14 protein-coding genes are annotated in these 13,374 nt (G+C 63.3%); 7 read left to right on the top strand and 7 right to left on the bottom strand.

Annotated features, from left to right (window positions below; all coding sequences use genetic code 11):
- Nucleotides 1-9: 9 nt before the first annotated feature.
- Nucleotides 10-387 (top strand): hypothetical protein, encoded by a 378-nt coding sequence (locus tag ANTHELSMS3_RS15895; protein ID WP_094035724.1) that lies wholly within the window; start codon nt 10-12, stop codon nt 385-387.
- Here the strand turns inward: ANTHELSMS3_RS15895 and ANTHELSMS3_RS25600 are convergent.
- From ANTHELSMS3_RS25600 to ANTHELSMS3_RS15885, 3 genes are read right to left on the bottom strand one after another with little or no spacing between them, the layout of a single operon-like run.
- Complete coding sequence (locus tag ANTHELSMS3_RS25600; RefSeq protein ID WP_157733536.1) at nt 308-862, bottom strand: hypothetical protein; 555 nt, start codon at nt 860-862, stop codon at nt 308-310. The genes ANTHELSMS3_RS15895 and ANTHELSMS3_RS25600 overlap by 80 nt on opposite strands.
- On the bottom strand, nt 859-1,812 hold the full coding sequence (locus ANTHELSMS3_RS15890; protein WP_157733535.1) for a hypothetical protein: 954 nt from the start codon (nt 1,810-1,812) through the stop codon (nt 859-861). Before ANTHELSMS3_RS15890 ends, ANTHELSMS3_RS25600 begins: the two co-directional genes overlap by 4 nt.
- A complete protein-coding gene (locus tag ANTHELSMS3_RS15885) occupies nt 1,809-2,978 on the bottom strand; it encodes a hypothetical protein (protein ID WP_094035722.1) in 1,170 nt (389 codons plus the stop codon). The genes ANTHELSMS3_RS15890 and ANTHELSMS3_RS15885 overlap by 4 nt, the downstream gene beginning before the upstream one ends.
- Before the next feature lie 96 nt (nt 2,979-3,074).
- Between ANTHELSMS3_RS15885 and ANTHELSMS3_RS15880 the strand changes: the two genes are divergently transcribed.
- The 6 genes from ANTHELSMS3_RS15880 to ANTHELSMS3_RS15855 are packed head-to-tail and all read left to right on the top strand — an operon-like array spanning nt 3,075 to nt 6,978.
- A complete protein-coding gene (locus ANTHELSMS3_RS15880; protein WP_094035721.1) occupies nt 3,075-3,971 on the top strand; it encodes a hypothetical protein in 897 nt (298 codons plus the stop codon).
- 52 nt (nt 3,972-4,023) lie between these two features.
- Nucleotides 4,024-4,647: a hypothetical protein gene (locus tag ANTHELSMS3_RS15875; RefSeq protein WP_094035720.1), complete on the top strand. Its 624-nt coding sequence runs from the start codon at nt 4,024-4,026 to the stop codon at nt 4,645-4,647.
- A gap of 1 nt (nt 4,648) precedes the next feature.
- A complete protein-coding gene (locus tag ANTHELSMS3_RS15870) occupies nt 4,649-5,020 on the top strand; it encodes a hypothetical protein (RefSeq protein ID WP_094035719.1) in 372 nt (123 codons plus the stop codon).
- Between the two features lies 1 nt (nt 5,021).
- Nucleotides 5,022-5,852 carry a MotA/TolQ/ExbB proton channel family protein gene (locus ANTHELSMS3_RS15865; RefSeq protein WP_094035718.1) on the top strand — a complete coding sequence of 277 codons (831 nt, stop codon included), beginning with the start codon at nt 5,022-5,024 and terminating at the stop codon, nt 5,850-5,852.
- A complete protein-coding gene (locus ANTHELSMS3_RS15860; RefSeq protein ID WP_094035717.1) occupies nt 5,849-6,319 on the top strand; it encodes a hypothetical protein in 471 nt (156 codons plus the stop codon). Before ANTHELSMS3_RS15865 ends, ANTHELSMS3_RS15860 begins: the two co-directional genes overlap by 4 nt.
- Nucleotides 6,316-6,978 carry a hypothetical protein gene (locus ANTHELSMS3_RS15855; protein WP_094035716.1) on the top strand — a complete coding sequence of 221 codons (663 nt, stop codon included), beginning with the start codon at nt 6,316-6,318 and terminating at the stop codon, nt 6,976-6,978. The genes ANTHELSMS3_RS15860 and ANTHELSMS3_RS15855 overlap by 4 nt, the downstream gene beginning before the upstream one ends.
- A 14-nt stretch (nt 6,979-6,992) precedes the next feature.
- Here ANTHELSMS3_RS15855 and prfB read toward each other — a convergent pair whose 3' ends face one another.
- From prfB to ANTHELSMS3_RS15835, 4 genes are all read right to left on the bottom strand, one after another.
- On the bottom strand, nt 6,993-8,117 hold the full coding sequence (prfB, locus tag ANTHELSMS3_RS15850; protein WP_094035715.1) for a peptide chain release factor 2: 1,125 nt from the start codon (nt 8,115-8,117) through the stop codon (nt 6,993-6,995).
- 160 nt (nt 8,118-8,277) lie between these two features.
- Nucleotides 8,278-10,815: a penicillin-binding protein 1A gene (locus ANTHELSMS3_RS15845; RefSeq protein ID WP_094037174.1), complete on the bottom strand. Its 2,538-nt coding sequence runs from the start codon at nt 10,813-10,815 to the stop codon at nt 8,278-8,280.
- A 100-nt stretch (nt 10,816-10,915) separates the two neighbouring features.
- Entirely contained in the window at nt 10,916-12,121 is a 1,206-nt protein-coding gene (locus ANTHELSMS3_RS15840) for an N-acetylmuramoyl-L-alanine amidase (protein WP_094035714.1), read from the bottom strand.
- A gap of 63 nt (nt 12,122-12,184) precedes the next feature.
- Nucleotides 12,185-13,330 carry an aminotransferase class I/II-fold pyridoxal phosphate-dependent enzyme gene (locus ANTHELSMS3_RS15835; protein ID WP_094035713.1) on the bottom strand — a complete coding sequence of 382 codons (1,146 nt, stop codon included), beginning with the start codon at nt 13,328-13,330 and terminating at the stop codon, nt 12,185-12,187.
- Nucleotides 13,331-13,374 lie beyond the last annotated feature (44 nt).

The following is a 13,374-nucleotide window of genomic DNA, read 5'->3' as shown; positions in this document are numbered from 1 at the left end:
AACTGCCGGGTGGGCGGCGCGGATGCGCTGGAGGGCGATTGGCGGCTGATTTCGGCCCTGTGCCGGGTGCGTGAGCGGTTGACAGAGTATGAGCTGTGCCTTGTTGGCCACCCGATGATCGCTGACCAGCAATGCGCCGATCTGATGCGCCTGGCGATGGCCGATACGGCGTTTGACTGCACCGACTGCCCGCCGCGCCCGGCCAATGTCTTTGACCCCCGGCTGGAATGGAATCGCGAAAGCCGGGTTGCGGCGGGTCTGGTGCTGGACGCCCGACGCTTTTCCGCGCCTGATCCAATCCTGCGGCTTACCTGGATCCGGCTGCTCCGGGACTATGACTGGCTGCACGCCGAGGCCCAGCGTCGCTACGCGGCGCTGTCAGACTGATCCCCATGCCGACCACTAACCAGACCGCCAGCAGACCTGGCATAGCCCAAGGCCAGGTCGCAGTGGGCGAGGCCATGGGCGGGGCGGTCAGCACCTCGATCAGGCCGACATGCAGCGCGCCGCCCAACAGCGCCGCTCCAACGGCCCCCCGGCCATCCAGACACAAAAGAGCACAGAGGCACGCCGCCCCGCCCGCACCCAGCGTCAGGGCCATTGCGGCCCCCTGCCCCTGTAGTTCCGGCAAACCGGAAAACAGCACGCCGCCCAGAAAGGTTGCTAGCGCGGCGGCAGGCAACGCCCGCGCGGTCCAGCCGGGCCACAGCCCCGCGGCCAGCACCACCCCCGCCGCCAATGTCCCGAACCAGCCGCCGGGTCGCAACGCCGCCGGGCCGGCCCCTTGCCAGACCGCAACGAATGCAAGGGCGACAAGTGCGATCCAGCCAAACACCCGTGCACCCGACCGCAGGCGAGTCACGGCTGCCCCTCCACGTTCAGCAGCCGCAACAATCCATCTAACTCGGCTGAGACACTATCCGCGCAGACGGGCGCCGGGGCTTTGACAAAGGCATCCAACGCGCCTTGTGCCAGCGCCGCGCGCCGCGACAACACCGCCAGATAGACCTGCACCGCCTGCATTCCGGGCGCGCTGTCCGGGGCGCGCAAGGCGCGGGACAGATACAGTTCCAGATGCGCCGCTACGCGCGGACAGGGTTCCAGATCGGCAATCTGCGCCAGCGCCTTCAGCAGTTGGGTGAATTCTGCGGTGCAAACCGCTCCGCCGGCGAACCGGCTGGCGCTGCCGCGCAGATGCTCCCCCTGTTCCAACGTCAGCCGCACCTGCAGCGCCAGCGCGTTGAAGAACCGAGGTTCCACCACGGCGGCGGCGCGCGCAAGGGCCAGGGCGTCGTTGCCCCGGCCTTCGGCCTCGGCCAGCGTGGCTTGCAGGAACAACAAATCGCTGCGCGGAACCCCCGGATCCTCAACCCCTGCCATGATCTCCAACGCCTCGGCAAAGCGGGGATCGGCGATCTGCCCGGCCCGCAGCGCCGTCAGCGCCACTTGCAAAGCCGCCGCATAGCGCACGCCGGGATCGTCGCTATCCACCAACGACGCCGTCAGCGGCGCAACCCCGTCCAGCGTTTCGGCAAGGGCTGCCAGCGCAAGGAAGCGCTGATCCGCCTCGGTGCCAACCAACGGGCTGGCGCGGCGCAGATAGACCGTATCGGCATAGGGTTGGTCCGGACCTGCTGTACACCCGCGCTGCATCTGGTCGCTGAGATCCTCACACAGCCCGGAACAGGAGGGCTCTTCTGGTTGGACCGGCGGGATCGGAAGACAGGGGGCGACGCGAAACACCGGGCACTGTTGGGCCGCCACCGGGGCCGCGCCGATCAGCAAGGCCACCAGCGCAGCGGCCCGGATCACGGGCACAGGTCCAAACCACTGTCCGCCAGGCAGGTGGCCGGGAACTGCTTGCACAGCAGATCTATTGCCAGAAATGGCAGCGCAACGTCGATGTCGTCGATTGGGTCGGGCCAGACCGCGTTCACAGTTTCCTGCGCTTGTTTGCCTTCTGCCAGTTCCCGGATCAGCCGATTGAACCGCACCGGCGCCAACCCGCCAAAGACCCCCGGTTCAGAGGTCATAAAGGCGATCAGATCCTCTGCGCCGGGCACCGCCGTGCAGGTCAGATCAGAAACAGGTTCCGGGGCGGCATCCGGGGCCGGTTCTGGAGCCGGTTGGGGGGACGGCGTCGGGGTTGGCGCGGGTGCGGGGGCTACGCCCGACGAAAGCACCGTCAGAAAACGCGTGATCTCGGCCATCGGGTTCGCCTCGCAGGCGATTTGGTCCAACGTGGGCGCGGCGGTGGGCAACGCCTCTTGTGCGCGGGCATTCAGACGCACCGCTGCCGCCCGGCACACATCTCCGACCGACACCTGTTCATCCTCCAGCGCCGCCTGCGCCGAAGCCAGTTCAGCGGTCCGCGCCTGCGCCTCCTGCGTCAGCCGCGTAGCCTGCGCCTCCAGGTCCGCTCTGACGGCGATCAGCTCGTCGAGCTCGGCCACAAGGTCTGCGTTGTCCTCAGTCGCCTGTGCCAATTCCACTTCCAGCGCCCCAACCTTGGCCTGCAAATCCGCCTCGACCGGGGCGCAGACCTCATCCGTTTCAAAGGCACACTGGGCAATCAGCCCCTTCACCTGCTCGCGAAAGTAAAGCGTGCGGCGGGACAGGAAATCGACACAGCCAAGCACGGTCAGATTGGCAGCCCGGCAGTCAGACGGCATCCTGTAGGCAGACAGGAACGCGGGGCAATCCGCATCCTCAACCGCGTTGATATCGCAATACAGGTCCAGCGAAAACTGCCCCAGCAATTCCAGACAATCCTCGGGCGACAGGCCCGCCTCGGCGCACAGCGCCGGCTGCGCAACAGGCGCAGCGAGTGCGGGAGCGGGTACAGGAACTATCTCTTCATCCTGCGCCTGCACCGCCTGCAAGGTCAGGAAAACCAAGACCATAGATGCCAGTATGCGTCTGCTGGCACGGCGGCACAGCCCCGCCCATTTCGGTTCAATCTCAAAATCAAAAAACATTTGCTATCCTTGGGACCAAGGGTATCTTCGAACGGTGACACGCGTTTGACAAGGTCTCAGGGCAACCTGGGAAAAGCAATTTTTGGATCGTCCCACATGCCGTTTTCCGTCTGCCATTCCCTGATGTCCCGTCCCTTTCTGATGCCTTTTCTCGTCGCAAGCGGGGTTGTGGCGGGTGCCGGCCCCGCGCTTGCGCAGGACACACCCGATCCGGTGAGCTTTGCCGTCGAACAATGTTCGACCCGCGACATGCTGTCCACCTGCCCGAACTATTGTCAGGTGGCCTGCACCTCGACCAAGTTCCTGCTCGACAACACAGAAGCCTGCGATGCCGCAATGACCGCCCTGCCCGACGCTGATGCAGCAAGCTGCCCTGTGCCGTCGGAAACCGGGCTGGTCACGTTACAGGCCTGCATCGACGAAAAACGCCAGATCCGGCGCGAACCCAGCCGGGTCATTGCGCGCAACAAGGACCGTCTGGCCATCTTCGATGCCTTCTTTTCTGATCGTCCCGCCTGCGCCACGTCCAGCCTTGCGCTGGAGGCGATGTTCGGCTGCCTCAGCGGTGAGACCGGCGTAGTTCAACGCGAATACGATGCCATGCCCTCGCTGGGCCTCAGCGACCGGCCCCTGAGCGGCGATGAATTGGTGGCGTTGGCCTGTAGCATCGGCGAAGATATGTTGATCCAGATTGATATCGGTGCATCGTCGCTGAGCGGGCGCGCCGATGAATTGAGCGACAATCTGGGCCAAGTCACGTCTTGCCGGCTGGAATATTCGAAATGGTTCGCCTCACGCGGCGAGGAATTCTGTACCAACCGGACCTTTGACAACTGCGAGGCCGTGGTCGAAGTGTTCCAGACCCAACTGCAACAATCGCTGGTCGGTGCCGAAGAGCAAAACAGGCAGATCAGTGTCGTCGTCGACAGCCTTGAACGCGATCTTTCGTCTTTGACCAGCCTCGGCTTTGTCGACCCGTCCATTTGCAACTAGGTCGTGCGGAGATCCCGCGCACCTTGCCTCTCATTCAAGCAGGAGTATCGAGATGTTTCATTCTCTCAAACGTATTTCCACCGCCATTGCCCTTGGTCTTGCCCTGTCGTTTTCTGGCGCGGCACAGGCGCAGGATGCCGAACCGGAAGAGGTATCGCTTGCCAAAGTAATCGAAGATATCGCCGCCTCCCGGCAGGCGACAATCGATCGGATCGACACCTTGTCGGCAGAAATAGACCTTGCCACCATTGAACTGAATGAGGCCGACGCCGCCTTTGACGAGATGATCGCCACCCTGCGCGCCCATGCCGCCGTGGGCGATCCCGACGGCAGCTATGTCACCCGCCTGCAAGCATTGGAAGAATCCGCCAAGGTTGACGCGCAGGCCGCCAAGGTCGAAGGGTTCCTTGATTTCGAAGAGGCCTTTCTGGAAGACGCGCAGGTGTTTTCCGATCAGCGCGGCACGCTTGTGTCTGAATTCGAGGCGCTGGAACGTCGCATCCGGGCCGTCGAGGCAGAGCGCAAGCGCATCGTTTTCCTGATCAAACTGCGCCGCTATGACCAGATCCAACAGCTGTTTGCCGACGCCACCGGCATCATCCAGCAAGGGGCCGACCGTGTCGCGCAGGTCGAAGACGCGCTGCGCAAGCGTGATCCCAATCTCGTCGAGAACTGAGATGAGTGCGAAAGGCCGGATCGCGCAGGCTCCCCGTTTGGGGGCCTGCGTTCCGGCATTTGGTTTTTCCCTTGGCTTGGCGGCTCTTGGCGTATCGGCCCTGCCCTTGCACGCCGAAACCCATGCCGCAGATCCAGTCCCTGCGACAGAGAATGCCGACCTGATCGAGGTCGCCTTGACGCTGGACAAGCAGTTGTCCGATGTTCTGGCTGAACTGGATGCAGAGATTGCGCTGCAAGAGGAAAACGCGGGCTTCGGCGCCTCTGCCGAGACGCTGGACCAGATCGACGGGTTGATTGCCCGTCGTACGGAAATGGCCGCAAGACAGGCTGAGGTCCGCGCCCTGTTGGCGACCCTGCGCGGGATGGAGTGACATGACCCCGATGCCGCGCGCCGCGGATCAGGACAACGGTATTTTGCCAGTCCGCCCTTGGCGCAGCCTGCTGATCTGTGCCGCACTGGTGGCGTTGACGGTGGCCCTGTTCCGCGATCTGGGACTGACGGACCCCCGCAGCATCGCCGACGCAGCGCGCGATCTGACTCAGACTGTGACCTCATGGGTGGCGGGATTTGGTGACACGCCGCCAGATGCTGCGCCGGGTGTTTTACCGAATTCCGACGTGCCTACCGAACTCACGCTCCTACCCGGCGCTGCGTCCGATGCCCCCCCCGACGACAGCGGGTATCCCCTTTTGACGCGTCTCCTTGGTGATCCGGTCCGGCTGGTCTTTGCCGCCGGATGTCTTGCCACGCTGCTGTTTATCTCCGTCCAGCTGATCTGCCTTGCCATCGACACCCGCCTAGTCGCCCGCCATGAGGCACGCGCGGGCCTGTTGACGCCCTTGGCGCAACTGACACGGTTGTTCGCGGCCCGCAGGTTGCGCGCCGGTCACCCGGAACAGCGGCGGCTGGACGCCTTTGATCTTGCCACAGAGGGCGACGTCATCGCAGATCCCTTGCGGCTGGGCCTGACAGCCTTTCCGATGCTGGGCTTTCTGGGCACGGTTGTTGGCCTATCCGGCGCGATCGAGTCGCTGCCCGGGGCCATCGGCAACCCGGACGCGCTACAACCTGTGCTGTCGGAACTGCATGTTGCCTTTGACACCACGCTGTTGGGATTGATCGGCGCGCTGATCTGTCTGATCGGGGCCAAGGCGATTGATCAGGCCTGGGAGCGCCTGTCGCGCCGCGCCGGTCTGGAATGACCGGGCCGCTGCGTCGCGGTCTGATCCGACCGCCGGTGCTGGCCATGGTGGATGCCTTTGTCGGCGGCACCGCCATCCTGTTGATCCTGATCATCCTGTCCAGCAACCGACAAGACCGGCCGGATAGCCAGCCGCAGGCCGATGTGGTGCTGCGTTGTGCGGAGGGAGAGGTTGCCACCTCATCGACGCCTGAGTGGCTGACCGCCTCCGCCCCCATGTCGCCCTCTGATGCGGCCACCTGGCTGGCCACACATCCGCGCCCCGACAGGCTGATGACCCGCGTCCGACTGGAGTCAGACCAGCGGGCGTTCCGCTGTGTCACACGGTTTCAACAGGCGGTCGGTCAGATGAACGACGCGACAGACGATGTCACCAACCGCGATACCGCGCAGGAACGCGCCATTCTGTTGGTCACGGTCATCATGACCGCTCCGCCAGAAAGTCCGACAGAGGAACCGCTGGAATGAGCAAACGCCAACGTCGCCACCCCGATGAGCCGGACGACAGCTATCAACTGGACGCGGTAGTGTCGTTGTTTGCGATGATCCTTGTGATCCTCGTAACCACCGCTGCCGCGACAGTCACGGGCACAACCCGGTTCCAGTACCAAACCCAAGAACCAGAGACCGCCGCAATCCAACTCTCCTCTCTCGCCGCGCCGTTCCCCCGGTTGGAAAGCTGGATCCTGCGGCGCGGAGAGTTGCTCCGGATCGACTATGACGCCGCGGCCCGCCAACTGGCGGCGGCGCCACCCCGCCTGCCGCTGGGCGCGACTGATCCGCAGTCCGGCATCATCATGGCCTTTGCCCTCGACCCGACCGCCACCGGCGCGTTCGAGTTGTTTGAGATGGTGCTGCCCGCCGATCCGATCACCGGCACCGGCGGCGTGATCGCCCAGCGGATCGACCCGACAGACCCCGATGCGGTGCAGGTTTGGGCCGGTCGGGATGCGCCCGCGCGCGTTCTGGCCTTTGCCTCTGGCGTGGCGCATCTACCGGGACTGACCCTAGCGGCAGAAACCGCCGGACGCCCATTGACGGTGCAGTTTCTGGATGGAAACGCCAAGTTTTCCGAACGCAAGACCCGCGAGAGTTTTGCCTTTCGCGGGGTGCTGCGGTCCTACTAGCGATTGGTCGTGTGTCAGTCCTCGGACTGCGCGTCTGCGCGGCTTTTGCCCGACACATTCATTGCCAGCGTCGCCGCCATGAACGGATCAAGATCCCCATCCAGCACGCCCGAGGTATCGGCGGTTTCATAGTTGGTGCGCAGATCTTTGACCATCTGGTAGGGCTGAAGGACATAAGACCGGATCTGGTTGCCCCATCCGGCATCGCCTTTGGCCTCATGCAGGGCGTTGACCTCTGCATTCCGCTTGTCCAACTCCATCTGATACAACCGCGATTTCAACGCCTTCATGGCGATGTCCCGGTTCTGGTGCTGCGATTTCTCGGACGACGTCACAACGATCCCGGTGGGCGCGTGGGTGATCCGCACAGCCGAGTCAGTGGTGTTGACGTGCTGCCCGCCCGCCCCGGACGACCGGTAGGTGTCGATGCGGATATCGGCGGGGTTCACCTCAATCTCGATGTTGTCATCGATCACTGGATAGGCCCCGACAGCGGCAAAGGATGTTTCTCGTGTGCCTTTGCCAAAAGGCGAAATGCGCACCAACCGATGCGTGCCGCTTTCTGATTTCAGCCAGCCATAGGCGTTTGGCCCCTTGATCTGGTAGGTGGCGGATTTGATGCCCGCCTCACCGCCGGACTGTTCTTCTTGCAGGTCTACCTCAAAGCCGCGCTTTTCGGCCCAGCGAACATACATCCGCGCCAGCATGTTGGCCCAGTCGCAGGCCTCGGTGCCGCCAGCGCCGGCCTTGATTTCCAGAAAGGCGTCGTTGCCGTCCGTTTCACCGTTCAGCAGCGCCTCAAGTTCCTTCTTGGCAGCTTTGCCGACCATCGCGGTGATGGCTTGCTCGGCCTCGGCGACAACCTCGGCGTCGTCTTCCATCTCGCCCAGTTCGATCAGTTCCATCTGATCGGCTAAGTCCTGTTTCATCGCGGAATAGGTTTCCATTGCGTCGACCAGCTGCTGACGTTCTCGCATCAGTTTTTGCGCCGCCGCCGGATCATCCCAGAGGTTGGGGTCTTCAACCCGTGCGTTGAATTCCTCCAGCCGGTGCTGAGCGGTGTTCCAATCAAGGCGCTGCGCCAGCAGGTCGAGCGATTTCTCGATCTTGTCGACATGGTTCTGGATTTCTGCGCGCATCTTATCTGGTCCTGTCCCGGTCCTTACGAATGGTGCGTGATACCAAGGGGCATGAAGGCTCGCAAGCCGGGGAAACCGTGCAGGGCGAATTCTGCGATCAGGCCAACCGCACCCAGCCCGCACAGAACCCGAGCATTGGACAGTCCTTTAGTACAACCCCTTAGTACAATCCGCCCGACGACAGCGTGCCAAAGCCCGCCTTCGGTCCAACAATGGCCTTGTCCCCGGTCGACGTTGTGACTTCTTGTGCGACGGTCGACCCGTCCGGCTGGATCATGTCGAAATTGCCGGAGATGGCAAAGCCGCCGTCGAACATGATGCCAAAGATCGGCTCTTCGCCAAGGCGGAAACATTCAGACACCACATTCGGTCCGCTGGCCTCATTCGGCAACCGCGCGCCGGAGAAACGGTCGATTTTGATGAACTGGCATTCCTCGGGAACCTTGAATGACCCGCCGCCGTATTTCTTGACCGCTTCGCGCATGAACTCGGTAAAGACCGGACCGCACATGCCGCCCCCCGACGCACCGCGTCCCATCGAACGGGGCGTGTCGTAACCGATGTAGCACCCCGCCACGATGTTGGAGGTAAAGCCGACAAACCAGACATCCTTGGCGTCGTTTGTCGTCCCCGTCTTACCTGCTGTCGGCACGCTGAGATTGACCGTGCGGCTGGCGGTGCCGCGTTCGACCACGCCGCGCATCATCGAGGTCAGCTGATAGGCGGTAACCGCGTTCATCACCCTTTCGCGTTCATCCGCAATCTTTGGGGCCTGACCGGGGGCCAGTTCAGGGTTGCTGCAATCCACGCAAACCCGTTTGTTGCCCAATGCCTGTTCATGCGAATATACCGTCGAGCCATAGCGATCCTGCACACGGTCCACCAGCGTCGGTTCGACCCGCTGACCACCATTGGCGAACATCGCATAGGCCGCGACCATCTTGAACAGGGTTGTCTCATCCGCCCCCAACGCGTTGGCCAGCACCTGCCCCATGCGGTCGTAGACGCCAAATTTCTCGGCGTAGCTGGCAACAATGTCCATACCCACCTCTTGCGCGAGGCGGATGGTCATCAGGTTGCGCGACTGTTCGATGCCGGTGCGCAGCGGTGTCGGCCCGTAGAACTTGTGAGAAGCGTTCTGCGGTCGCCAGATGCTGCCGCCGGTGTTGATCTCGATCGGGGCGTCCACGACGATGGTGGCGGGTGAATAGCCAGAGTCCAGCGCGGAGGCATAGACAAAGGGTTTGAAGCTGGAGCCGGGCTGACGCTGTGCCTGCGTTGCGCGATTAAAGACCGAATGCTGGTAGGAAAACCCGCCCTGCATCGCAATCACCCGCCCGGTATGGGCGTCCATCGCCATAAAGCCGCCTTGCACCTCTGGCACCTGCCGCAGCGACCAGCGCATGAACGTGCCGTCGGTGTCCTGAGTGATGGCGCGCACATGCACCACGTCGCCAACTTCAAAGTTCTCTTTCAGGCTGCCCGAGAACCAATCCGTATCCGATCGCGGTACCTCTGCCCCGCGCGGGTCATCCAGCGCCACGTCCTCGATCCCGATCAACAGGGAATTGTCGCGCACCTCGCGCACCACTGCGACATGCCAAGGGTTGCCCAGCGTGACGTCACGCGCCACGCGAACCTGCGCCAACGCCTCCCGCCATGCGGTCTCATCAGACAGCAGCGCAGCGTCCAGTGTCTTGCCAGTGCCACGCCATTTGCCCTGACCGCGGTCGAACTTTTCCAGAGCCCGCCGCAACGAGGCAGCGGCCTTTTCCTGCATCTCGGCGTCCAGCGTCGCGCGGACTGCATAACCGCCGGAAAAGAACTGATCCTCACCGAAATCGCGGCTCAACTGACGGCGAATCTCATCGGTGAAATAGTCACGCGGCGGCAATGACAATTGGTAAGGTTCAAAATCGCCGTTCTGGACCGACCGCAGCGGCTGCGCGACCTCGATCTCATAGGTGGCGTCATCAATGACGCCGTTTTCATTCATCTCTTTCAGCACGAAGTCCCGACGTTCCTGCAAGCGTTCCTTGCGGCGCACGGGGTGATAATCGGACGGTGCCTTGGGCAGAGAGGCCAGCATTGCCGCCTCATGCGGTGCAAGTTCTGACAGGCTTTTGTTGAAATAGACCTGTGCGGCGGCGGTCACACCATAGGCGTTTTGGCCAAGAAAGATCTCGTTGAGGTACAGTTCAAGGATCTTCTCCTTGGACAGCGCATTCTCGACCCGGCTGGCAAGGATGATTTCCTTGATCTTGCGCTCTGCCTGCCTGTCGCCTGACAGAAGAAAGTTCTTCATCACCTGTTGGGTGATGGTGGACGCACCGCGCACGTCGCGACCGCGGGTTTGCACTGCTTGCACCGCGGCGGCGGCGATGCCGCGCAGGTCATAGCCCTGATGGGTGTAAAAGTTCTTGTCCTCGGCAGAGATGAACGCGTCCTTGACCAAATCGGGGATCTGGGCGGCAGGCGTATACAACCGGCGTTCTTGCGCGAATTCGTCGATCACAGCCCCTTCGGTGGAATAGATCCGGCTGATCGTCGGTGGCGTGTATTGCGCCAAGTGGTCATGGCTGGGCAGATCGCGCCCGTACATCCAGAACACCGCCCCGATGGTCAGCGCCACCATCATGGTGCCCATGGTCACAACGGCGAAAATCGCCCCGAAGAAGGAAAAGATGAAACGCAGCACCTGCGGCCCCCATTGCCGGATCAAACCCCTCAATACAGGCCCAGACGCGTGGCGTCAAAACACAACCGCGCGGGGTTTGGCCGATAGGGCAAGGGTTTGCCTACTGTCGGCGAAGTCCTGACAGCGCCGCATCCTCGACCAGCCATGCCGCCAGCCCGTCACGGATGCCCGCCGCCATCCCCGCGCGCCACGCCGGATCCTGTAAACTTCGCAGATCGGCCTCTGTCGACAAGAACCCCAGTTCCAACAGGACAGAAGGAATGTCGGCGGATTTGAGCACCGAAAATGCCGCCTGCCGAAGCGGGTCTTTGTGAACATGGCCCAGCGAGCTTTCGATCCCGCCAATGATATGCCCCGCCAGCGCCTGACTGCGTGGCGTGTTGTCCAGCCGCGCAAGATCCATCAGGATCTGCGCCACGCGATCATCGGTTCCTGACAGGTCCAGCCCGGCCAGCAGGTCATCGCGGTCATGCCGTTCCGCCAGCGCCGCCGAGGCCGCGTCCGATGCCTCTTCGGCCAGAGTGTAAACCGCCGCGCCATGCGCCACGCCTTCGGACAGGGCATCAGCGTGCAGAGAGATAAACAGGTCAGCGCCGGCGTCATGGGCCAGTTTCACCCGCGCCTCCAGCGAGACAAACTGGTCTTCCTGTCGGGTCAACACCACGCGGTAGTCACCGGCGCGCAGCAGTACCTCGCGCAGTTCCTTCGCAAAGAGCAGCATCAGATCCGCCTCGCTGACGCCGTCGCGCCGCGCCCCCGGATCAATACCGCCATGGCCGGGGTCCAGCACGATAGTCAACGGGCGGTCCGGATCAGCGACCACGCGCCGCGCCTTGGGCCGGGTCTGCACCCATGTTGGATCGGCAGGCTGCCCGGCGGCGGCGACAAAACTGTCCGCATCGGTCGAAATCAACCGCAAGGCCAGTGTCGCACCCGCGCCGTCCGGGGTCACGCGCATCTCGGCCCGCTCTACCGCCATCGGAGCGGCCAGTTCTGCCACCAGCCGCGACCAACCGGGCCGGAACAGCCCCATGCGGAGGGCGGCTATCCGGTCGCTCTGGTCTATCTCTTCGGGGTCAGCCCCCTGCCAGTCGACCTCGGCAAAGTCCAGCACAAGCCGGTCTGGATCGGTCAGAGTGAACAGCCGCCACGGCACCCCCTGCGACAGGGTCAGTTCTATCTCTGTTGCGCCCTGCCGGCGATCCTCGATCACGCCGCCGGTCAGACGAGCCAGACCCGTGTCCTGCGCGGTCAGCGCGCCGCACCACAGGCACAGCGCCAACACTAAGGTAAAAAATCTGCTCATGAGCCCCGGTTCCGGTGGTTTGCGCCCAGTCTATCAGTGGCCGATTGGCGACGCACGCGTCAGTTATCCGCGCGCCGCCATATAGGCTGTTAGCCGCGCCAGTCCTTCTTCGATGTCCGCCGTGGCCCGCGCATAGGAAAACCGCAGCGTGCCGCCACCGCGTACCGGGTCAAAATCCAACCCCGGCGTCACCGCCACACCCGCCTGATCCAGAATGTCTCGCGCAAAGGCGCGGCTGTCGTCCGTCAGGTGACTGACATCAGCATAGACGTAAAAGGCCCCGTCCGGCGGCGCGATCCGATCAAACCCGGCCTTTGGCAGCCCCTCCATCATCAAGGCTCGGTTGCGAGTGTAGACCGCCAGATTGCCCTTCAACTCATCCTGCGCATCCAGCGCCGCCAACGCCGCGATTTGCGCCGCGTGGGGCGGACAGATGAACAGATTCTGCGCCAGACGCTCGACCTGTCGCACCATCCCCTCTGGCACCACCAGCCAGCCGACGCGCCAGCCGGTCATGGAAAAGAATTTGGAGAACGAGTTGATCACCACCACATCGTCGCTGATCTCCAGCGCAGTCACGGCGCGCTTGTCGTACTCAATGCCGTGATAAATCTCATCCGACAGAAAGGCCGCGCCGCGCGCCTGCGCCGCCCCGATCAGGGCCGCAAGCGCCGGTTTGTCCAGCATCGTCCCGGTGGGATTCGCCGGACTCGCGACCATCAGGCCCTCATACTCGACCCCGGCCAGATCCTCGGGCGTGGGTTGCAGGCGATTTTCCGCCGAGGTCTGCACCTCTACCGGTACCAGATCCAGCGCCTTGAGGATCTGGCGGTAAGACGGATAGCCCGGCGCCCCCAGCGCCACCCGCTCTCCGGCATCAAACAACGCCGTGAAGGCCAGAATAAAGCCGCCCGAAGAGCCGGGCGTGACAACGACGCGGGCGGGATCAAGATCGACCCCGTACCACTGAGCATAGAGTTTCGCGATTCTTGCGCGCAGTGCCGGCAGGCCAAGCGCCACGGTATACCCCAGCGTGTCCCGCTCCATCGCCTGCGCCAACGCCGCCCGAGCGGCGGCGGGGGCAGGTGTGCTGGGCTGGCCCACTTCCATGTGGATGATCCGCCGTCCGGCCTCTTCGGCCTGCCTTGCGGCCTCCATCACGTCCATCACGATAAAGGGATCGACCGCTCCGCGCCTTGAACTCCGCATGTCCGCCTCTCTACTGTGTCGCCAACACCGCTTACGAGTGGAAG

The sequence above is a fragment of the Antarctobacter heliothermus genome (assembly GCF_002237555.1).
Classification (GTDB): domain Bacteria; phylum Pseudomonadota; class Alphaproteobacteria; order Rhodobacterales; family Rhodobacteraceae; genus Antarctobacter; species Antarctobacter heliothermus_B.
The sequence above is the reverse complement of the archived record's forward strand: the minus strand, read 5'-3'. Positions and strand labels throughout refer to the sequence as shown.

Excerpts from the sequence above, each read along its gene's own strand:
- ANTHELSMS3_RS15885 (WP_094035722.1), bottom strand. The coding sequence starts at position 2,978 with ATGTTTTTTGATTTTGAGATTGAACCGAAATGGGCGGGGCTGTGCCGC.
- ANTHELSMS3_RS15880 (WP_094035721.1), top strand. The coding sequence starts at position 3,075 with ATGCCGTTTTCCGTCTGCCATTCCCTGATGTCCCGTCCCTTTCTGATG.
- ANTHELSMS3_RS15875 (WP_094035720.1), top strand. The coding sequence starts at position 4,024 with ATGTTTCATTCTCTCAAACGTATTTCCACCGCCATTGCCCTTGGTCTT.
- ANTHELSMS3_RS15870 (WP_094035719.1), top strand. The coding sequence starts at position 4,649 with ATGAGTGCGAAAGGCCGGATCGCGCAGGCTCCCCGTTTGGGGGCCTGC.
- ANTHELSMS3_RS15865 (WP_094035718.1), top strand. The coding sequence starts at position 5,022 with ATGACCCCGATGCCGCGCGCCGCGGATCAGGACAACGGTATTTTGCCA.
- ANTHELSMS3_RS15860 (WP_094035717.1), top strand. The coding sequence starts at position 5,849 with ATGACCGGGCCGCTGCGTCGCGGTCTGATCCGACCGCCGGTGCTGGCC.
- ANTHELSMS3_RS15855 (WP_094035716.1), top strand. The coding sequence starts at position 6,316 with ATGAGCAAACGCCAACGTCGCCACCCCGATGAGCCGGACGACAGCTAT.
- prfB (WP_094035715.1), bottom strand. The coding sequence starts at position 8,117 with ATGCGCGCAGAAATCCAGAACCATGTCGACAAGATCGAGAAATCGCTC.
- ANTHELSMS3_RS15840 (WP_094035714.1), bottom strand. The coding sequence starts at position 12,121 with ATGAGCAGATTTTTTACCTTAGTGTTGGCGCTGTGCCTGTGGTGCGGC.
- ANTHELSMS3_RS15835 (WP_094035713.1), bottom strand. The coding sequence starts at position 13,330 with ATGCGGAGTTCAAGGCGCGGAGCGGTCGATCCCTTTATCGTGATGGAC.